The organism is Pseudomonas kairouanensis (genome assembly GCF_004682055.1).
In the GTDB taxonomy this organism is placed as follows: domain Bacteria; phylum Pseudomonadota; class Gammaproteobacteria; order Pseudomonadales; family Pseudomonadaceae; genus Aquipseudomonas; species Aquipseudomonas kairouanensis.
This window is the reverse complement of record NZ_QUZU01000018.1, coordinates 40193-59095: the sequence shown is the minus strand read 5'-3', so window position 1 is coordinate 59095 and position 18903 is coordinate 40193. Positions and strand designations below refer to the sequence as shown.

18 protein-coding genes are annotated in these 18903 nt (G+C 58.7%); 15 read left to right on the top strand and 3 right to left on the bottom strand.

Annotated elements, in window-relative coordinates; translation table 11 throughout:
- Window position 1 precedes the first annotated feature (1 nt).
- The 11 genes from DYL59_RS15915 (at window position 2) to lepB (ending at window position 12627) form a co-directional block, all read left to right on the top strand.
- Entirely contained in the window at window positions 2-6688 is a 6687-nt protein-coding gene (locus DYL59_RS15915; protein ID WP_135290040.1) for a two-partner secretion domain-containing protein, read from the top strand.
- A complete protein-coding gene (locus DYL59_RS15910) occupies window positions 6688-7353 on the top strand; it encodes a hypothetical protein (RefSeq protein WP_135290039.1) in 666 nt (221 codons plus the stop codon). Before DYL59_RS15915 ends, DYL59_RS15910 begins: the two co-directional genes overlap by 1 nt.
- 99 nt (window positions 7354-7452) lie before the next feature.
- Window positions 7453-8085: a hypothetical protein gene (locus tag DYL59_RS15905; RefSeq protein ID WP_135290038.1), complete on the top strand. Its 633-nt coding sequence runs from the start codon at window positions 7453-7455 to the stop codon at window positions 8083-8085.
- A 129-nt stretch (window positions 8086-8214) separates the two neighbouring features.
- Window positions 8215-8610, top strand: a complete 396-nt coding sequence (locus DYL59_RS15900) for a hypothetical protein (protein WP_135290037.1) — start codon at window positions 8215-8217, stop codon at window positions 8608-8610.
- Window positions 8611-8781: 171 nt separating this feature from the next.
- A complete protein-coding gene (locus DYL59_RS15895; RefSeq protein WP_135290083.1) occupies window positions 8782-9231 on the top strand; it encodes an SMI1/KNR4 family protein in 450 nt (149 codons plus the stop codon).
- Window positions 9232-9262: 31 nt separating this feature from the next.
- On the top strand, window positions 9263-10081 hold the full coding sequence (locus tag DYL59_RS15890; protein ID WP_135290036.1) for a hypothetical protein: 819 nt from the start codon (window positions 9263-9265) through the stop codon (window positions 10079-10081).
- A gap of 6 nt (window positions 10082-10087) precedes the next feature.
- Entirely contained in the window at window positions 10088-10327 is a 240-nt protein-coding gene (locus DYL59_RS15885) for a hypothetical protein (RefSeq protein WP_135290035.1), read from the top strand.
- Between the two features lie 4 nt (window positions 10328-10331).
- Window positions 10332-10814, top strand: a complete 483-nt coding sequence (locus DYL59_RS15880) for a hypothetical protein (RefSeq protein ID WP_135290034.1) — start codon at window positions 10332-10334, stop codon at window positions 10812-10814.
- Window positions 10815-10833: 19 nt separating this feature from the next.
- On the top strand, window positions 10834-11334 hold the full coding sequence (locus tag DYL59_RS15875; protein ID WP_238340692.1) for a hypothetical protein: 501 nt from the start codon (window positions 10834-10836) through the stop codon (window positions 11332-11334).
- A gap of 15 nt (window positions 11335-11349) precedes the next feature.
- Window positions 11350-11787: a hypothetical protein gene (locus tag DYL59_RS15870; RefSeq protein ID WP_193557555.1), complete on the top strand. Its 438-nt coding sequence runs from the start codon at window positions 11350-11352 to the stop codon at window positions 11785-11787.
- A gap of 51 nt (window positions 11788-11838) precedes the next feature.
- Window positions 11839-12627 (top strand): signal peptidase I, encoded by a 789-nt coding sequence (gene lepB, locus DYL59_RS15865; RefSeq protein WP_135290033.1) that lies wholly within the window; start codon window positions 11839-11841, stop codon window positions 12625-12627.
- A 70-nt stretch (window positions 12628-12697) separates the two neighbouring features.
- On the opposite strand, the gene DYL59_RS15860 is transcribed toward lepB, so the two are convergent.
- A complete protein-coding gene (locus DYL59_RS15860) occupies window positions 12698-13285 on the bottom strand; it encodes a hypothetical protein (RefSeq protein WP_135290032.1) in 588 nt (195 codons plus the stop codon).
- Window positions 13286-13288: 3 nt separating this feature from the next.
- Window positions 13289-13900, bottom strand: coding sequence for a hypothetical protein (locus DYL59_RS15855; RefSeq protein WP_135290031.1), 612 nt, complete (start codon window positions 13898-13900; stop codon window positions 13289-13291).
- Window positions 13901-14059: 159 nt separating this feature from the next.
- Here DYL59_RS15855 and DYL59_RS15850 point away from each other — a divergent pair, with 159 nt between their 5' ends.
- From DYL59_RS15850 to DYL59_RS15840, 3 genes are all read left to right on the top strand, one after another.
- Entirely contained in the window at window positions 14060-15688 is a 1629-nt protein-coding gene (locus DYL59_RS15850) for a vWA domain-containing protein (protein WP_135290030.1), read from the top strand.
- Between the two features lie 109 nt (window positions 15689-15797).
- Window positions 15798-16370, top strand: a complete 573-nt coding sequence (locus DYL59_RS15845; RefSeq protein WP_135290029.1) for an RNA polymerase sigma factor — start codon at window positions 15798-15800, stop codon at window positions 16368-16370.
- On the top strand, window positions 16367-16960 hold the full coding sequence (locus DYL59_RS15840) for a hypothetical protein (protein ID WP_135290028.1): 594 nt from the start codon (window positions 16367-16369) through the stop codon (window positions 16958-16960). The genes DYL59_RS15845 and DYL59_RS15840 overlap by 4 nt, the downstream gene beginning before the upstream one ends.
- A 66-nt stretch (window positions 16961-17026) precedes the next feature.
- Here the strand turns inward: DYL59_RS15840 and DYL59_RS15835 are convergent, their stop codons facing one another.
- Window positions 17027-18067 carry a virulence RhuM family protein gene (locus DYL59_RS15835; RefSeq protein WP_135290027.1) on the bottom strand — a complete coding sequence of 347 codons (1041 nt, stop codon included), beginning with the start codon at window positions 18065-18067 and terminating at the stop codon, window positions 17027-17029.
- 300 nt (window positions 18068-18367) lie between these two features.
- Here DYL59_RS15835 and ssb point away from each other — a divergent pair, with 300 nt between their 5' ends.
- Window positions 18368-18841 carry a single-stranded DNA-binding protein gene (gene ssb, locus DYL59_RS15830; RefSeq protein ID WP_238340691.1) on the top strand — a complete coding sequence of 158 codons (474 nt, stop codon included), beginning with the start codon at window positions 18368-18370 and terminating at the stop codon, window positions 18839-18841.
- Window positions 18842-18903 lie beyond the last annotated feature (62 nt).

Genomic DNA, 18903 nt, shown 5'->3' with positions numbered 1-18903 from the left:
TATGGACGTTCGCCCCGTAGTTGCCCTGAAAACCCTCTGCCGGCGTGGCATCGCGCTGATCCTGGCCAACGCGCTGTTCTGGCAGCCGCTGCTGGCCCAGGCCGAAGGCATTGTGGTCAGCGCCCCAGGCACCACGGTGGGCCAGGCGGGCAACGGCGTGCCGGTGGTGAACATCGCGACCCCCAACGGCAGCGGGCTGTCCCATAACCAGTTCAAGGACTACAACGTCGGCCCCAATGGCGTGATCCTCAACAACGCCACCGGCGCGGTGACCAACACGCAGTTGGGCGGCTACATCATCGGCAACCCCAACCTCAAGGGCGGCGCCGCCAACGTCATCCTCAACGAAGTCAACGGCGGCAGCCCCAGCCAGTTGCGCGGCTTCACCGAAGTGGCCGGGCAGTCGGCCAAAGTCATCGTCGCCAACCCCTATGGCGTGACCTGCAACGGCTGCGGGTTCATCAATACGCCAAGCGCCACGTTGACCACCGGCAAGCCTGTTATCGACAAGGTGGGTCGCCTGGACCACTACCAAGTGGATGGCGGCGCTGTGACCATCGACGGCCAAGGCTTGAACGCCAGCAACGTCGACCACTTCGAGATCATCACCCGTTCGGCCAAGATCAATGCGCAGATCAATGCGCGGGAACTGACGGTGATCGCCGGGCGCAACGACGTCGATGCCCAAAGCCTGAAAACTACTGTGCGCGCCGATGACGGCAGCGCCAAACCTGAACTGGCCATTGACTCCTCGGCGCTGGGCGGCATGTACGCTGGCGCGATCAAACTGGTGGGCACAGAGGCAGGCGTTGGGGTGAAACTCGACGGCACGCTGGCGGCCAGTGGCGGTGATATTCAACTCGACGCCAACGGCCGCCTGAGCATGGCGCAGGCCACCACCACCACCGGGAATATCAAAGCCACCGCGCAGCATATCGAGCTGACCGACAAGGTCTACGCCGCCCGCAATGTAGAGCTGACCAGCGCCCAAGCCCTGGTCAACCAAAAGAGCGTGGCGGCCGGCCAGCGCATTGAACTCAACGCGGCCACGGTCACCAATGCGGGCGTCATCGAGGCGGGTGTACAGGCGGACAACAGCCGCAACGCCAGCGGCGATCTGGTGGTGAATGCGCAAACCGTGAATACCAGTGGCAACCTCCTGGCCAGCCGCAACCTGGCGATCACCGCCGCGCAGGCGCTGACCAACCAAGGCGCGGTGATTCAGGGCAAGACCGTCAGCGTGAATACCGCCAAGCTGACCAATCAGGGCGAGACCGCCCGGTTGTACGGCCTACAGAACCTGACGATCAGCGCACCGGCCATCGTCAATATGGGCGGGTTGATTCGTTTCGGTGAAGGCCAGGTCGCCACCCTCGATAGCGTGTCGGTGGATAACCGTGGCGGGCAAATCGTCGCCAGCGACCTGACCGTCACTGCCGACGCGATCAACAACCGTGGCGGCGCCTTGCATGGCCAGGAGCAACTGACCCTCACCGGCAATACCCTGGATAACAGTGCCGACGGTCAGATCAGCGGCAAGCGCCTAAACCTGACCGCCCGCGACACCTTCACCAACCAGGGCGGCCTGGTTGAAGCCAGCGAGGGTTTTGCCCTTGCCGGTGGCCATGTGGATAACAGCACGGGCGGGCAATTGCGCGGCCTGGGCGCGACGGGCAATAGCATCAACGCCACCCGCCTCGATAACGGCGGTGAAGTGGTCAGCGGTGGTGACCTGGACATCACCCTGAGCGGCGACATGACCAACAGCGGTCGTGTGTCGGCCCTGCAGAAGCTCTCGGTGGTGGCCAACAACGTCAGCCAGAATGGCGGGCGCATGGCGGCCATCAACACTCAGCTCAACCTGAGCGGCACCCTCGACAACCTCGGCTTCCTCACGGCGCGCCAGCAGTTGGACATCGCAGCGGCGCAGATCAACAACCGCGGCACCCTTGGCGCCCTGGGGCCGGTGAACCTCACCGCCACCCAAGGCATCACCAATGGCGCCGATTCGCTGTTGTTCAGCGGTAGCGACCTGACCCTGCGCGGCAACAGTTTCAGTAACGCTTATGGCGACGTCTACACCCAAGGCAACCTGACGTTTGCCGCGCAGGACGGCGGGCAGGCGGCGGTGTTCAGCAACCTGTCCGGTACGGTGGAAGCCGAAGGCGCTATCGGCATCAACGCCGCCTTTGTGGAGAACGCCAAGGCCGAGTTCGAGCTGGTGAAAACCGTGACCGCCGGCACCGTGGAATGGCGTTGCGGCCAGCATTGCGGCGGCCATGACTGGTTCAAGCGTGGCCAGGTGAATATCAACCAGACGCTCCTGGAATCGGCGATCAAGGACTCGGCACCGGCGCGTCTTCTCGCGGGCAAAGACCTGTTGATCCAGGGCGACAACGTTCAGAACCGCTACAGCCTGCTGGCGGCTAACGGCAACCTCGCCATTGTCGCCAATAACCTGCTCAACCAGGGCGCCGGCACTCGCACCGGGCAAAACAGCATCGTCCTCGGCACACTCGGCAAGATCGCGCGCACGGAATGGGACCAGATGGAGTACGAGGACATCCCGGCCTTCAATGCCCTCGGCGAGTTCGATGCGGCGAAGTTTGCTGCCCTCAAGGCCAGGTCCTCCGATAGCCGTTTCGAAGAGCAGAGCAATGTCACGGCATGGACCGTCAACGATGGCCTCGCCTACAGCGCCACCCTGCAAGCCGGTGGCACCGTCGACCTCTCCAAAGTCGCCAACAAGGTGCAAAACGGCACGTTGCTGGAAAACCAGAAAGAACAACTGACTGGCAGCCTCGACAACGACCAGACCGGCATCCCTGCTGGCGGCATCGATATCAACCTCAACAAGCATGCCGACGACACTGGCGCGGCGTTCACTGCGGTCGACCCCACCACCTCGCCTTACTTCCAGTTGCCCAAGGGCGATTACGGGATGTTCGTCAAAAACGTCGACCCCACCAGCCACTACCTGATCGAGACCAACCCGGCGTTCGCCAGCGCGGCGGGCTTTTTCAGCTCCGACTACATGCTCGGCAAGCTCGGCTACAGCGCGGACACCGCTTGGCGCCGCCTGGGTGACGGGCAATACGAAACCCGCCTGATTCGCGACGCCGTACTGGCGCGAACCGGCCAGCGTTTCCTCGACAGCGACCTGCAAAGCGACGCCGACCAGTTCCGATACCTGATGGACAACGCCCTCGCCAGCAAAGACGCCCTGAGCCTGAGCGTCGGCGTCTCCCTCACCGGCGAGCAAGTGGGTGCGTTGACCCACGACATCGTGTGGATGGAAAACAGTGTGGTCGACGGCCAGAGCGTACTGGTGCCGGTGCTGTACCTGGCCCAGGCCCAATCGCGCAACGTGCGTGGCAGCAGTCTGATCCAGGGGCGCGACCTCAACCTCGTCACCGGCGGCGACTTGCTCAACGTCGGCACCCTGCGGGCCAGCAACAACCTCACGGCCGTCAGCAACGCCAATATTTACAACGGCGGCTTGGTCGAGGCGGGCAACAACCTGGGCTTGTTGGCACAGGACAGCATCCGTAATGCCATGGCCGGCGAGATTCGCGGCACCCAGGTCCATCTTGCCGCCGTCGAGGGCGATATCACCAACGACAGCACCGCGATTCAAGTGCGTGACGGTGCCGGCATGCGCACCCTTACCGATGCCAGCACCAGCACCATCAGCGCGCGCCAAGACCTCACGATGCAAGCCGGTCGCGACCTGATCAATCGTGGTGCGCTCGCAGCAGGCAATGACGTCAACCTCACAGCGGGCCGTGACCTCAATTTGGTGGCCGTCAGCGATACGAGCGTCAAGCATGAGTTCAGCGACGGCGGGCATAAATCCAGCATCACCACCGACGTGAAAAACATCGCTGCGACTGTCACGGCGGGCAACAACCTCAACATGAAGGCCGGGCAAGACGTCACCGTCATCGGCAGCAACGCCACCGCCGGAAAAGACCTGAACATCGAAGCCGGGCGCGATTTCAACGTGACGTCTGTCAGCGATATCCACAACGTCGAAGGCAAGGAAAAACACGGCAAAAAACGCATCAAGACCGAGGATGAGCAGACCACCCAAGTCGCCAGCGTGTTGACCGCCGGTGCGAATTTCACCAGCCAGGCCGGGCGTGATACGACGCTGATCGCGAGCAAGATCAGCGCGGGCAATGAGGCGTATCTGTACACCGCTGGGCAGATGAACCTGCTGGCAGCCGAGAACAGCACGCACACGCTGTATGACATGAAGAAAAACAGCGGTTGGGGCTCGAAAAAGACCCAGCGTGATGAGGTCACACGCATCACCAACGTGGGTACTGAAATCACCACCGGTGGCGACCTGACTCTCAAGAGTGGCGGCGACCAGACCTATCAGCTCGCCAAGCTTCAAAGCGCCAATGACATCACCCTGGACAGCGGTGGGGCGATTACCTTCGAGGCGGTCAAGGACCTGCATCAGGAGAGCCACGAGAAGACCAACAACAACGCGTTCTGGGTGGCCTCCAAGGGCAAGGGTAATACCGACGAAACCCTGCGCCAGAGCCAGCTGATTGCCGAAGGCAGCGTGGCGATCAAAGCCGTCGACGGTTTGAAAATCGACATCAACCAGGTCAACCAGCAAACCGTCAGTGAGTCCATCGATGCGATGGTCAAGGCCGACCCGCAGTTGGCATGGATCAAGGACGCACAGCAACGCGGTGATGTGGATTGGCGTCAGGTCAAGGAGATCCACGACAGCTTCAAGTACAGCAATTCGGGCCTGGGGCCGGCGTCGCAGATCATCATCGCCATTGTAATGGCGGCCGTGGTGGGGCCAATGGCCGCAGCGGCTGCCGGCGGCGGTACGGTGGGCGCGGTGGCAGGCGCGGTGGCGGCGGGTGCGTCGACCAACGCCAGCGTGAGCGTGGTCAATAATCGCGGCAACCTCGGAGCGGTGTTCAAGGACGTCACGTCTTCGGATGCGATGAAGGGCTATGTTGTTGCGGGGGCGACGGCAGGTCTGACGGCGGCTTACTTCGATGGCTGGACCGGCACCACGACTGACCGCGCGACGGGGGCGATCAGCTCGCCGGCATTGAATACCTGGTCGGGCGCGGGCCAGTTCGCGGCGAGTCAAACGCTGCAGAACGGTACGTCCATGCTGGTGGGCAAGGCATTGGGCCAAGGTGGCAGCGCCAGTGACGCGCTCAAGAGCGCCTTGTTCAATACCCTGGCGGCGGTCAGTTTCCAAGCGGTGGGCGACTACACCAAAGGCCGTTTGACCGACGGCTATCCGCCGAAAATCCTCGTGCATGCCATGGTGGGTGGCTTGCTTGCCGAGGTCACTGGAGGTGACTTCAAAACCGGCGCCCTGGCGGCCGGTGTCAACGAAGCGGTGGTGGGGCATTTGAACACCTTGGTTAAAGGTGACAAGACCCTGCTCTCCATGAGTTCCCAAATCGTGGGTGTACTCGCGGCCGCGACGCAAAAAGACGCGGACGCGAACTCGCTGGAAAAGGGCGGCTGGGTGGCGAAAAACGCCACGCAGTACAACCATGCGCTGCACAAGTCGCAAACCGAAGCGTTGGATGAGCAGCGCAAGTTCCATCCTGAGCAGGCGGATCGCCTGAACGCCGCCGCCTGCGCGTTGGTGCGTTGCGCCGAATCGATCCCAACCAACGACCCTGACTATGATGCCTACAAGGGGCTCCAGGACCGGGGTGAAACCTACGGCGCGGAGATCGCGTTGCTTGAAGCCACCGGCCAGTTTGGCGGACGTAGCTGGAAAGATTGGAGCGACGACACGCTCAATGCCCATGGCAAGGCCGTGCAGGTCGTTGGTGCAAGCAAAGACACGGCCCTGGGTTTGGTGGGCGGCGTAGGCGGCTATGCCGGGATGATCGTATCGTCCCCTGCCTGTGTCGGGGTTGTCACTTGTGCGTTGCCGGTTGGCCTGGGTGCGCTGGGCACTACCTCAATGGTCGGCGCGTGGGATTCGGCGAGCCAGATCACGGCACCGTTCAAGTCGGCAGAACCTGGCCGAGTGGCGGACTCTTTCTACCTGGAAACCTTTCCTGGCGAATCGAGTATTACGTCCGATCTGGCATGGGGCTCGGCCAAGTCCGCTGCGCAGGCTGCTTTGTTCGGCGGCGCGGGCAAGTATTTCAGTGGGCAGTTGGCGGGGGAGCTTGCTGTCGTCAACAAGGGCGTGAAGGACGTGCCAGCGCCTACAGCGGGCGGGTTGGATCTTTCGAAGGTCGAGGTATTGACCATCAAGGACGCGCGCAAGCTTGACGGTGAGAATAAAGGTTTGATTTTCGTACAAGAACCTCAGGGTGATTTCAGCAAGCCGTTTGTTAAGTTCGAAGCGGGTACTACGGGTGCGTTCTCAGATGTCCTTTCTGAGCGAAAGGCTGTGCCGGCCATACGATTTGACAACCCCAACCCTGCCGGTAACAATTTCGTGAAGTTTGACGGGGTAGAGGATGTTGGCGGTATTACCCTTATTGATCGGAAAACAGCGTTAACGACATTTGATAAACAAATTCAAAGTGTTCAACGAGTATCGAGTGCCTTGAAGCAGAACCCGGGTATAAAAGCAGTGTTCGAGTTCCCAACGCAAAAGGCCGCTGATAGAGCTACCGATATCTTGATTGAGCAAAACATCAGAAATATTTCTGTGCGGGTGGCACCTTGATGACTAAGTACAAACTGGAGTTTCGGCACCGGCCCAATTGTGCAGAACCTATAGACGTAAAACACGCCAACTTCCTTGCGCAGTTGTCTGGCCTGGGAGCTCCGTGGGACTTGGCCGGTACACCTGAAGCGCCGGATATCGGAAGCGAGCTGGTTGTCTCAGTGTCGTTGGATAAGCAGCTGCCTGCTGGCGTTAAAGGTCGACTGACCTATGCCCTGCGCAGTCAGCCCTATTTGGAAGACGATGCCCAGTTCGATGACACGCTATTTATTGAGTTTGCCGGTAACAAACTCGATTATTCGGACCTGTTGGAGCGGGTGTTCCCCGCTTATATAAGCGCGTTCGGTGCCTACCGCGCGACGTTGCATGATTGGAGTGTGACCAGAAGCGACTGGCCCGTGGTGGTGGATGCCTGTGAGGCCACGGGTAAGGACGTGAACGGACGCGATGGCGTCTTTCGTATTAACGCGGCTAACTATTTCGATCAGGAATTGTGCGTGCGCGCGTTCGCGAAAACTGCACGGCAGATCGTTGAATGCCTGAGCGGGCATGTGCATAAAGTTGCCGAATTCGAGGGTGGCGTCTTGATCATTGTTAGCGACAGCCCACTGTCCAGTGATGAGTTGGTGGATGTCGGTGGGCGAGTGAAAGCACTGATAAGCTAGGAAATAAGACCGAACCTTCTTCTGATAAAGAACAAGGATATTTCATCAGCAATACACCTGCAGTGTCAGGTTCAAGTGTGTGATGAACAGGTGGCTGGAATGAACAAAGACGCATACGAACTCCTGCACTTTGTCCCCGCGCACGCCGAATATGCGGTTGACGCTACTGATTTAGACCCAGAGGATATACCGGTCAGTAGAGTGAGAAGTATCCTTGAGTTATTGAGTTGTGACGACCCGAATATAAGCTTTTCTGCATCAAGGTTGTTGACCAGTTGGGGGTTCAGAGAGGGCCTGGCGTCTCTGTCTGCAGTACTTGGTGCTGTGCAAGATTTCGAGGGGCTTGAAGTTCATAGACTGCATGGCTATGACGACACGTTCAAGCTGGCATTGTCTGCGCTGGTGGGTTACTTCACCCGTTTGTCTGACAGGGGCACGGGAGAAGCCGCAAGAGCAGAGATTGTTGATCCGATTAAAAAGATCATTCAGTTATCCAACAGTCGTCCCTTTGAAATCTCCGGGTTTTTCTGGCTGGTTGAGGGCAAGAAGTTCTTTGAGTATGTTCCGGCCTTGCGTGAGCATTTGTGCTTGATCGCACAGGCACCCAATGTGCATCGGTGGAAAATTTATGATGTTTTAAATCTTTTGCTCAAGGTGGATCATGAGTTTGCCAGCGATTTTTTGCGAAAAGCACATAAGACGTTAGATGACTTTAAAGTGAGCGGGAAATAAGCGTTGGTGTAATCAGCTCTAGAGTGAGCAGTGATGATAAGTGGCAGCCTGGGTCAGCACGGAAAATTCAGATTATGGCGGAACCTGTGTTCCACCTCACCTGACACACATGATTTGGTGCTTGAAGTCATGCTGCCTCGCGGCGCGCGTGTTTTATACGGATTGCTCGGAATACACGCCCTGCCGGCGGTGCATGATGGCGTTATCGTTGACGAGCGAAGAACGACAATGTGTTTATTTTCGAAAAATGAAGACTTTCTGATTGCAGGGTTTGAACCGGTCTTTTCAGGCATACCCGAGCATTACGTAAGCGCCACGATGCGCGGTTTCAAAAGGGCGTCGACTGAAGGTACTCAGGTTGAGTTGAACCGTCTGAGGATTTTTTACAGCGCTTACGGAAAAGTCTCCTCGAGTGAGATTATTTTTGAAAAAATTGGATTTGCCTTGGTCCGTTTATTTGCAGGCTCGCACAACATTCAGTGTGAGCAGACGATAAGTTCAATGCTTGAAGAGGCATTGAAGTGAAGGTGGCGCATTAATGACTCATTACAGGCTGGGGTTTCGACACAGGCCCAACTGTGCAGAACCGATACAAGAAAAACACACCTATTTCCTCATGCAGTTGTCTGGCCTGGGTGCTCCATGGGACTTGACCGGTACGCCTGAAGTGCCGGATATCAATTTGAATTGGCCAAGATGAAGAATGAGCATGTGTTCGAGGCCTTGATTAAGGCTATCCAGTCCTCTGAACAATACGAGGGCAACTTCGGTTACGCCATTGGCGACGCGAGTGCTGTGTTAAGCCGCGTCGATGGGCCAGACCACGCCGCTGTGCCCAGCGACTATTTGGCTTTTCTTTCGGCCTTCGGCTTTGGCGAGCTGGACGCCGCCTTTCATCTGGATGACGGCCCTGAGCACTATTCGACGCTCTCGGGTCGTGAAATAGCAGGTGGCGAGGGGCTTTATGTTTTCGGCGGTAACCAGAGCGATCTGCTCTACGCGTTCAATTCAAAAAGTGGTTGGCAGGTGGTGCAAATCAGTTGTGAACTGGACGAAATCGAACCCGTCGCCTCAAGTTTCTCTGACTTCATCCTGGAGAAGTTAACGTATATCAACGCTTTGGTTGAGTGGCGCGCTGCCAACTAGTGGTTGAAAGACCAGGTGCACAGGTAACCCCATGACATTTAAAGCCGCACTTGAAGCACTGGCGTTACCCGATACGCTGTTGGCTTGTGCAGAAGGGCGCATCAGCCCGCCGATTTTTACACTGGATACGCCTGCCCAGTGGTACGGCTTCCCGCCTGCATTGATTGCGCTATGGAGTAGCGGCTCTCGCCCGTTCTATATCGGGTACTGGAAGCACTGGTTTATTGATCGTGAGCCCTGCTTCGTGAAGATGTACGTGGCCTGCGGGCACATGACGGTCGAGATTGCGCGCACACCTGCGCAATTGATGGGCGTGCTGGCCATGATGTCCATCGGCGTTGAAGACGGCGTTACTCCAGAACTTGAGCAATTTGCCCAAGCGGTAGGCCTTGATTGGCTGCCAGCGCTGGAGGCGCAGTCGCTGAAAACCGGCGACGCCCCCCAGGGCTTTGCCAACGTTGCGTTGTTCAGCCAGAAGACACCGCTGGAAAGCATCGTCGACGGCGCGGCGCCTTACACCGGCGACTTTCCCAACCCGCTCGACTCAGTCCGGGACTGGTGGGAAACCAGCTGCTCCTTCGAGATTCTCGACCGGCCGATGCCGATGCCCACCAGCGGGCAGCTGCCTGCGTGGTTTGATCCGGATCGCGAGAAAAAGCCACTGTTCGACGACTACCTGAGCGCCGGTCGCCTGGATTATGCGTGGCTGACCTTGAACTCCACCGGCTGGTCGATCACCGATGCACGCCAAGCGCTAGTCGCGTTGCAGGCACGGGCTGACGACCGAGGATTTGATGCGGTTGTGGCTTATTGGTTGTCGGTGGCGGATGTCAGTGCGGGGGGGTACTAAACCGTGATGAGCGTTAGTCCTATTCGAAAGTTTGCTTTGGCGTTAGGCCTTTTTAGCGTTGTTTACGGCGTTAGCTTCTTTGTGGCCGTGCTGGTTTGCGGCTTTGTCGGCGTGCTGTTGAAGACCTCCGACGCTTGGGTGTATTTCTGGATCGGTGCGCCGCTTTCTGTGGTGTTGACCCTCTATTGGACTGTCAGCCAATGGCGCTACGTAAAAGATTTTGTGGCCGGGCGCAGGGAGTGCTAGGCCGATGAACAATGACCTCAAGGTTTTTTTTGATGCATTCATGCTCAATAAACCCTACTGCCTCGACGAGTTGATTCAGTCGGTTTGGCAAACTCTCGGGTATGAGCAGTGGGGCGCGGACTTTTCTCCAGAATCCCTGGATGCCTTGGGCGAGTGGTTTGCTGCGCGCATTCGTGAACGCGCGCTGAGCTCATCTGCGGTTGAAACGGGGTCCGAAGAGGTCGTGTCCTTGGCTGTCGCAGTGGGCATGTACTACGGCGAAGTGGCGGTCAGAAATAATCCCTCACTGGGTTGGCACGCGTTGAACGGCAGCAAGCGGCAAGCCGATTACGGTCAGCCCGTGGTGTCCCGCGGGGGCAAACTGCCCACCAATCCCGTGCGGGTTGCGCAGGCCTTTGCCAGCGGCATTGCCGATGGCTCGAAAGCCGCCAGTCGACTTAGACAGACTTACGATTACTGGATGCAATTGATCAAGGGCATTCCATGAGGCCGGGCGCAGAGGGCGGATGATGATTCAATGGTCTGTATTACGTGCACTTATAGCGGGCAATGACGTTGACGTGCCCGAGCGGGCGCTGTCGCGCATCGACGAGGGCGTCTACAAAATTTCAGAAACTCAATATTGCTTGGCTGATGTCCATATTGAGAGCGGGCAAAAGCGGCTGGTAGTGGTTTCATGTGTTTGGGCGGTCAGTGCGGCGGCGTTTCGACGAGCCTATTCGTTCGATATCGAAGCTGACGATTTCGCGATCGGCGCGCCCCCGGTTGAGTTACTGCCAAACGGCGCCGCGCCAACCTACGGTCAAATAAAACGTGCCTTGGCGGCCGTCGGGAGGGTGATGGAGCATGCCTCCTACCGTGTGATGTCCGATGGCGCTTTTATTCATCGAAGCCTGGAAAACGCCGACGCGACCTATCATTTTCGCTCGCGCGATGACGTGGGCGATGAGCTGCCTTATGCGATTGTGTGGAAGTGTCGCGCAGGTTTCCTGAGCGCTCAAAAATAAGTGGCGAGGTGTGGTGTGGAAAAGGCAGACGAGCTACTGGCTCGACGGATGGCTGGGTTTGAGACCTTCAGGGCCGAGCGTTTGCCGGTGCTGCATGAGTTCTGTAAAGCGCTCGGGTTTGATCAGCCGCACGAGGTCTTGATTGAACCAAACAAGTTTTTGCCGCTGCTGGACCGTGGTCTTCAACACGCGGTGATCAGCGAAGAAAACCGGGCTTGGTTGGTGACCCGTATCGGCTATTACATTGGCGAGTATCTGATTTCCCTGTTGGGCGGCTACTGGCAGGTGGATCAAGATCCGTTGTCGCCGTCCTTCGCCAGGTACGTGGTCGGCGACTTTTCATGTGAGGGGGCAAACACTGAAGTGATTGATCCCTTTGAAATTGCGCAGCGTTATGCAACGACGCCGGAGCCACGTTTTTTAAGACAAGAGATAGAAAAACAGCTGGTCTGAGCGTGCTGCGTCGATGCACAGATTTTTCCAATCGCTTTACAAGGATGATCCATGAAACCTGGGAAATTTCCTCTTCTAGCCTTCCTGATGTCTTGCCTGGTGGCGGGCTGGGGGCTGGTCTACGTCGGCCGTATCAAATGGGCTATTTGGGTCGCGGCATTTATGTACACCGGTGTGGTGGTGCTCGGTGTGTTTGGCCTGAGTGCTTCACCTGTCGGGCTGTATGGGCTGTTCGGCTTCATTGTTGCCGTCAAGTTTGCTTCGGCGATCGTGTCGGCGAGGTTGGCCCGTCGCTATAACGGCCCGCCGGATGTGCCGCGCAAGCGTTTCCATGCGCTGTATGTAGGCGTGCTGATCGTGTTTTCTTTTGTGTTGCTGGAAGTGCTGCGAGCGCCGCTGATGGGGTTCAAGAACTACTACATTCCGACGGGCTCAATGGCGCCGACAGTGTCGGTGGGTGACTACATCGTGGCCGATCTCAAGGCGGGCGCACCCAAGGTCGGGGATATCGTGGTGTACCGCTGGAACGGCACCGAAGCGATCAAGCGCGTGGCCGGTGTGGGCGGCGATACCTTGGAGATCGTCAATGGCGAGTTGATCCACAACGGCGACAACCTCGGCTTGTTCCATGCCCCGGCAGATCGGGTCGAAGGCCCGCTGTCGATGACGCTGGCGCCGGTGAAGGTTGAGCCAGGGCGTGTCTATCTGTTGGGGGATAACCGCTACAACAGCAATGACAGCCGCTCCATGGGGCAAGTGCCGGTTGAGGATGTGGTGGGCAAGGTGACGGGGATCTGGTTTTCCAAGGAGCGGGCGCGTATTGGTACGACCTTTCCCTGACATCGGGATCAATGTGGGAGGGGGCAAGCCCCCTCCCACATTTTTAACGTTCGTTGTTTTGGCGAGCGGGTTACAGCAACTTGCGCTGTACGGCCTCATCCAGCGTACTGCGCGTCAGCGCTTCCACCACTTCCCGGCCATCGGCCTGGAACGGGATGCCGACGATCAGCACCAGGTGCATCCAGGTGCGCACCGACTCGCTCTTCTTGACCCGGCCCAACTCTTTGCCGTCCTTGTCCTTGAACACCGTTTCCAGGGTGAAGACGTTCTTCGCCGTGGTCGGGATGATGAAGAACGTTGCGCCGGTGATGATCGCCGAGGCCACGCTGAATTGTTCGTTGTTGTACAGGGTGGCATCGGCGTAAATATCCGAATCGACCTTGTCAGTGCTCACCCGCGCAAAACGGTCGGACTGGCGAAACGAATCGGCCACGGCCTTTTCCCACAGGGCCGCCGGTTTGCCCGGCGCTGCGTTGGCCGGGCCGCCGTTGACCTGGTTCAGCGCGATGGCGCGCACGTATGCCGTCGGCTTCTGCGCCGGTGCGTTGGCGGTGGGTGGCCAGGTTTGTACCGCTGGCAATTCGTGTTGCGAGTAGGACACGCAGCCGGTCAACAAGACCGCGGCGAGCACCAGGCTGTGTTTGATAAGTCCTTTCATGGGTTACTCCTTGGGCAGCTTGGCGGTGGCGGAATCGAGCAATTGGGTCACCAGCTCATTGAGCTGCTTGGCGCCCATGGTCGGTGCCCAGTACTCGCGGCCGTAGAGGCCCACATTGCGTTCAAACTTGACCTCTTCCTTGGCGCTGGCCAGTTCCTTGCCGTTGCGGTCGACGATCACCAGGTTGCCGGCCACGTCGAAGGTGTCGACGTAGATCGGGCCGTTGACCCAGATCCAGATGGTCAGCGTCAGCAGTGCACCGGGGAAGTACCCTGGGTGCGGCGCACGGTGGCCTTTGAGGGAGGTCATGTTGAATTTGAGCAGTACATCGTCTTCACCCAGGCGCGTGGGGTATTCGGTGACTTGCTTGAAGTAGCCGGCGCTGCGCACGTACTGGTTGAGTTGCACCGTGAGCGAGTGGCTGATGGCGGTCTTGTTGGCGTCGTTGACGTCGGTGGCCGTGACCGCCACATCGGCGATTTGCGCGCTGCGCGGGCTGCTGGCAGCGGCCGGGTGAGCCGGAGCGCCGATGGGGCCGGTGACGGTGTAGGACACACAGCCAGTCATGGACAAAGCGGCAGCGAGCGCGGTGGCCCGCAAGAGGGTTTTCAACACACTATTTCCCTATAAATGAATGAACCAAGTCATTGTCTCGACTCGGCGGCGCAGAACTTGAGTGCGTAATGTTCGCCAAGCTTCTTTCGGTTTAACCCGAACCGCCCGCACCTTGCGTCTGACCTTGTGAACGGATCATTCATTCACGAGGTTCAGCCCATGTCCCGTCCTCTGCTCTTCCTGCGTCCTGCTGCCCAGGGCTTTGCCGTTACCTTGCTGGTGACGCTGGCCGGATGTGGGCTGCCTTCTTCCCATGAGGTGGCCAAGCCGCCAGCGGTTGCGCCGGTTGCCGAGTTGCACAGCGCACCGGCGCAGGGCGCCTTGGTCAAGCGGATGGCGATGGCGGCGCCGATGAGCGTGCAGGAGTCGGCGGTGATGGACTACCGCAGCGAGCCCCGCGAACAGTACGAAAACCTGCCGGACAACCCGGTGCATCGCGTGGCGCAAACGCCGGTGTCCACCTTCAGTGCCGACGTCGACACCGGCAGCTACGCCAACGTCAGGCGTTTCCTCAACCAGGGCACCTTGCCGCCTGAGGGGGCTGTGCGATTGGAGGAGATGGTCAACTACTTTCCCTACCGCTATGCGCTGCCCACCGATGGCTCGCCGTTTGGCGTGACCACCGAAATCGCCGCCACGCCGTGGAACCCGCGTACCCAACTGCTGCGCATCGGCATCAAGGCCTCCGACCGCGCCGTGGCGGACCTGGCACCGGCCAACCTGGTGTTCCTGGTGGATGTGTCCGGTTCCATGGACCGCCGCGAAGGGTTGCCACTGGTGAAAAGCACCCTGAAATTGCTGGTGGATCAACTGCGTGACCAGGACCGTGTGTCCCTGGTGGTTTATGCCGGCGAATCCCGTGTGGTGCTCAAACCCACCTCGGGCCGCGACAAAACCAAGATCCGCAATGCCATTGAACAGCTCACCGCCGGCGGCGCCACGGCAGGCGCATCCGGTATCGAACTGGCTTACCAGATGGCCCGCGAAGGCTTCATCGACAAAGGTATCAACCGCATCCTGCTGGCCACCGACGGAGACTTCAACGTAGGGATCAGCGACTTCAACAGCCTTAAGCAAATGGCCGTGGACCAGCGCAAAAGCGGCGTATCCCTGACCACCCTGGGCTTTGGCGTGGATAACTACAACGAACACCTGATGGAGCAACTGGCCGATGCTGGAGACGGCAACTACGCCTACATCGACAACCTGCGCGAAGCCCGCAAGGTGCTGGTGGACCAACTCAGCTCGACCCTGGCGGTGGTGGCGCGGGATGTGAAGTTGCAGGTGGAATTCAACCCGGCGCAAGTCAGCGAATATCGCCTGCTGGGTTATGAAAACCGCGCGTTGAAGCGTGAGGATTTTAATAACGACAAGGTCGATGCCGGCGAAATCGGCGCAGGGCATACGGTGACTGCGTTGTACGAAATTGTGCCTAAGGGGGAGAAGGGTTGGTTGGAGCCGTTGCGCTATGCCGCTGCGCCCGCTGCGGAAAATAAATCTGCGGAGCTGGCGATGCTGCGGGTGCGCTACAAGCCTGCGGCGGGCGGCGGCAGCAGGCTGATTGAGCGGCCGATCAGCAACGCATCCACCCAACCCAGCGAAGACCTGCGCTTTGCCGCCGCCGTGGCTGCTTTCGCCCAACAGCTCAAGGGTGATGGCCGCTACACTGGCAACATGAGCCTGCAGGACACCGCCGCCCTGGCCCGCTCGGCCCGGGGCGATGACCCGTTCGGGTTGCGCAATGAATTTGTGCAACTGGTAGAGCTGGCTCAGAGCCTGAAACACTGACCTTGAACACGACAGCGCTCCAATGTGGTGTGGCTTGCTTGCGATAGCGGGCAAGCCCGGCTCCCACAGGTGATCGGCGTTAATTTCTCGAAAGGAGTCCGCTCCTGACATGGCTGTTCCAGATGATTCACCCAGCGATGAATCGCTGCTGGCCCGCTACCGAACCGGCGACACTGCCGCGTTCGAAGCCCTGTACGCCCGGCATCGCCAGGGCCTGTACCGATTCCTCGTGTCCCTGAGCAACAAAGCCGAACTGGCCGAGGAAGTTTTTCAGGAAACCTGGCTCAGCCTGATCCGCAGCACCACACAACCACAAGGCCGGGCGAGCTTTCGTACATGGCTGTTCCAGATTGCCCGCAACCGCCTGATCGATTACTGGCGCAAGCACGGCATCCACAACCCCTTGCATGACAGCTACGACGAACAACTGCACGCCCAACCCGACGACAGCGCCGGCCCCGAGCAGCACCTGAGCCTCAGCCGCGACCAGGCCCGTCTCGACGCCGCGTTGCAAGACTTGCCCGAAGACCAGCGCGAAGTCTTCCTGCTGCGCCTGCACGGCGACCTTGAGGTGCCGCAAATCGCTGCCCTCACCAACGCCCCGCTGGAAACCGTAAAAAGCCGCCTGCGTTACGCCCAGCAGAAACTGCGCCGCCTGCTGGCCGAGGAGATACCCGCATGACCGACTCCCGACATACCCCGGACCCTGACGACGTGCTCCTACAGCACTATCGTCAACACAGCACTGGCGAGCCACCCGCGTCCCTCGACGCCTTCATCCTCGCCACCGCCCGTCGTGAAGCCCCGGCGCCGCAACCGTACCTGTGGCAACGCTGGCTGCGCGCCTGCCAACGGCCGCGCTGGCAGATGGCGTTCGCCACCGTCGCCGGTTTGGCGTTGATGATTGGCGTGGTGATGCGTGAGCCGGTGCCGCAACAGGCGATATCCACCGCGACGTTTTCCGCCCTGCACGAAGACGTGGCGAGCCCGGCCCCACCGGCCCTGTCGGCCCCTGCACCGATGGCCCGCCTTGCCGTTGCGCCCCAGGCTGAGAGTGCACAGGTCATGGGCTCAATGGCGGATGAGCCCAGCGCCAGGCTCAGCAAGCGTGCGCCGGTGGCCTTGCCTACTTTGGAAGAGGAGCTGCACGCGATTGTGAGGTTGCGTGAGGCAGGGCAGGCGAGGGCGGCAGATGAGAAGTTGCTGGCGCTGCATGAGCGCTTTCCCGATGAAGACTTGCCGGCGTTGTTGGAAGCGCTTGTGAAGCGTTAACCCGGCGCCCACGAAAAAGCCCCAGGTCTTTCGACCTGGGGCTTATTGCTATCTAAACGAAACGCTTCAATGATTTATCTTCTGTGAGATCGCTCGCAGAGCCTCAATATTTGAGGCCTCGCCCTTAGCTTCTTTCAACACTCTGCGTTGCTGGTTGTAACGTTCGTACTCCGCTTTCGCTTTGTCGTCAGCCACGAGCTTGCTGACCTGTCCCGAATCCTGCAAAACCTCACGATCATTGAAGGCGAGGAACTGATCCAGTTTTTCCTGCCAGTCATGCAGGAAGATTTGTTTGCGCCTCAAGGCTTGATCTTCTGCGAAATCCAGCCACATGGTGACAATGCGATTCAATGCGGAGATTTCTTCTGTATGCAGATAGTTTTTGGCGATAGTGACATCGCTTTTGCGTACCTCATCCCCTTTGAAGCTGGTCAGGCCCATATTGGGTAGCGTCGCGTCTACGCGTTGGCTAATAAGCTCAGCAGCAGTTAGGCCGGTGCTCGCGAAGTGCAGTTTGTTTTGAATGGTTTGAAAGAATGTGGTCGTTTCACTATTCGACGGTACGTAGTCCGCAGCCATCGCGAAAATCTCCCGCACTCGCAGGTAAACCCGTCGCTCGCTGGCGCGAATATCGCGAATGCGTTCAAGTAATTCGTCAAAGTAGTCAGGAGCCAATGAGCGTCCCACTGGAGGGTTCTTCAGCCGTTCGTCATCCATGGCGAAGCCTTTGACCAGATAATCTTCCAATACCTGCGTAGCCCACTGGCGGAATTGCGTGCCTCGCTTGGAGCGTACTCGATAACCCACGGCTAGAATCAGCGGTAGGCTGAAATGCCGGACGTTATAGGGCTTATCGTCGGCGGCAGTTGTTCGGTAAAACCGAACAACTGAATTTTCAATCAATTCGCCCTCTGCGAAGATGTGACTGATATGTTCGCTGATAGTCGCTTTCGCCTTGCCGTACAACTCACAAATCATGGCCTGCGATAGCCACAGGGTGTCGCTATCAAAGCGGCACTCCAGGCGAACTGAACCATCGCCGCTTTGGAACAGCAGCATTTCGCCTAATGGGGCGGGAGGATGTTGGTTCTGGCTGCTGTCGTTCATGTGAGAACTCAGTGATCGGGACGATCGACAGTCTACAAAAAAGCCCCAGGCCTTTCGACCTGGGGCTTTTTCACATATCTGGTGCACCCGGCGGGATTCGAACCCACGACCCCTGCCTTCGGAGTCCTAAAAGTCGGCGTTTGGAATCAGTACGTTAGCGGGGATTAGCTGAAAAATCAATGGGTTGAGTTAGCTAGGATTAGCGGGTTGTCGCCTCGGTTAGCGGAGGGAGTGTGGCAAATTTGTGGCATGACGGTGAGGGATACTTCCGGCGTTCCGCATCTGCCCAACGGTAACGCCGTGACCAATCTGAGCCTGGCTACTAGCGAGCAGTGGACTGACAAGCAGTTGGGCCAAAAGGTCGAGCGTACCGAGTGGCACCGTGTGTCGCTGTTCGGCAGAGTTGCCGAGATCGCTGGCCAGTACCTGAGCAAAGGCTCGCAGTGCTACATCGAAAGCAAGCTGCAGACCCACGAGTGGGAAAAAGACGGTATCAAGCGCTACTCCACCGAGATCATCGTCGACATCAACGCACTATGCAGCTGCTCGGTGGCCGTCCGCAGGACAGCAACAGGGCGGCTATCAGTACAGCCAGGCGGGCAGTCAACAGTCCCCGCGCCAGCAGCAACCGCGTCAGGCCGCTCAACAACCCGCACCACCGCTGGCAGACGACTTCGAAGACGATGGGATACCGTTCTTGCCCGTAGCTTTTTCGATACTGTAAACACCAGGAGCGAAGCCATTGATTTGGCTTCGCTTTTTTGTGTTGGTTAGCAAGAACCATCTGAGTGAAGCTTAGGTTAATGCTGCCATGAATTACGTAATCGATAGCGCGA

Coding starts and splice junctions, on each gene's coding strand:
- DYL59_RS15860 (WP_135290032.1), bottom strand. CDS start 13,285: ATGAAAGGACTTATCAAACACAGCCTGGTGCTCGCCGCGGTCTTGTTG.
- DYL59_RS15875 (WP_238340692.1), top strand. CDS start 10,834: ATGATGATTCAATGGTCTGTATTACGTGCACTTATAGCGGGCAATGAC.
- DYL59_RS15895 (WP_135290083.1), top strand. CDS start 8,782: ATGAAGAATGAGCATGTGTTCGAGGCCTTGATTAAGGCTATCCAGTCC.
- lepB (WP_135290033.1), top strand. CDS start 11,839: ATGAAACCTGGGAAATTTCCTCTTCTAGCCTTCCTGATGTCTTGCCTG.
- DYL59_RS15835 (WP_135290027.1), bottom strand. CDS start 18,067: ATGAACGACAGCAGCCAGAACCAACATCCTCCCGCCCCATTAGGCGAA.
- DYL59_RS15905 (WP_135290038.1), top strand. CDS start 7,453: ATGAACAAAGACGCATACGAACTCCTGCACTTTGTCCCCGCGCACGCC.
- DYL59_RS15880 (WP_135290034.1), top strand. CDS start 10,332: ATGAACAATGACCTCAAGGTTTTTTTTGATGCATTCATGCTCAATAAA.
- DYL59_RS15850 (WP_135290030.1), top strand. CDS start 14,060: ATGTCCCGTCCTCTGCTCTTCCTGCGTCCTGCTGCCCAGGGCTTTGCC.
- DYL59_RS15910 (WP_135290039.1), top strand. CDS start 6,688: ATGACTAAGTACAAACTGGAGTTTCGGCACCGGCCCAATTGTGCAGAA.
- DYL59_RS15845 (WP_135290029.1), top strand. CDS start 15,798: ATGGCTGTTCCAGATGATTCACCCAGCGATGAATCGCTGCTGGCCCGC.
- DYL59_RS15900 (WP_135290037.1), top strand. CDS start 8,215: ATGCTGCCTCGCGGCGCGCGTGTTTTATACGGATTGCTCGGAATACAC.
- DYL59_RS15890 (WP_135290036.1), top strand. CDS start 9,263: ATGACATTTAAAGCCGCACTTGAAGCACTGGCGTTACCCGATACGCTG.
- DYL59_RS15915 (WP_135290040.1), top strand. CDS start 2: ATGGACGTTCGCCCCGTAGTTGCCCTGAAAACCCTCTGCCGGCGTGGC.
- DYL59_RS15885 (WP_135290035.1), top strand. CDS start 10,088: ATGAGCGTTAGTCCTATTCGAAAGTTTGCTTTGGCGTTAGGCCTTTTT.
- DYL59_RS15840 (WP_135290028.1), top strand. CDS start 16,367: ATGACCGACTCCCGACATACCCCGGACCCTGACGACGTGCTCCTACAG.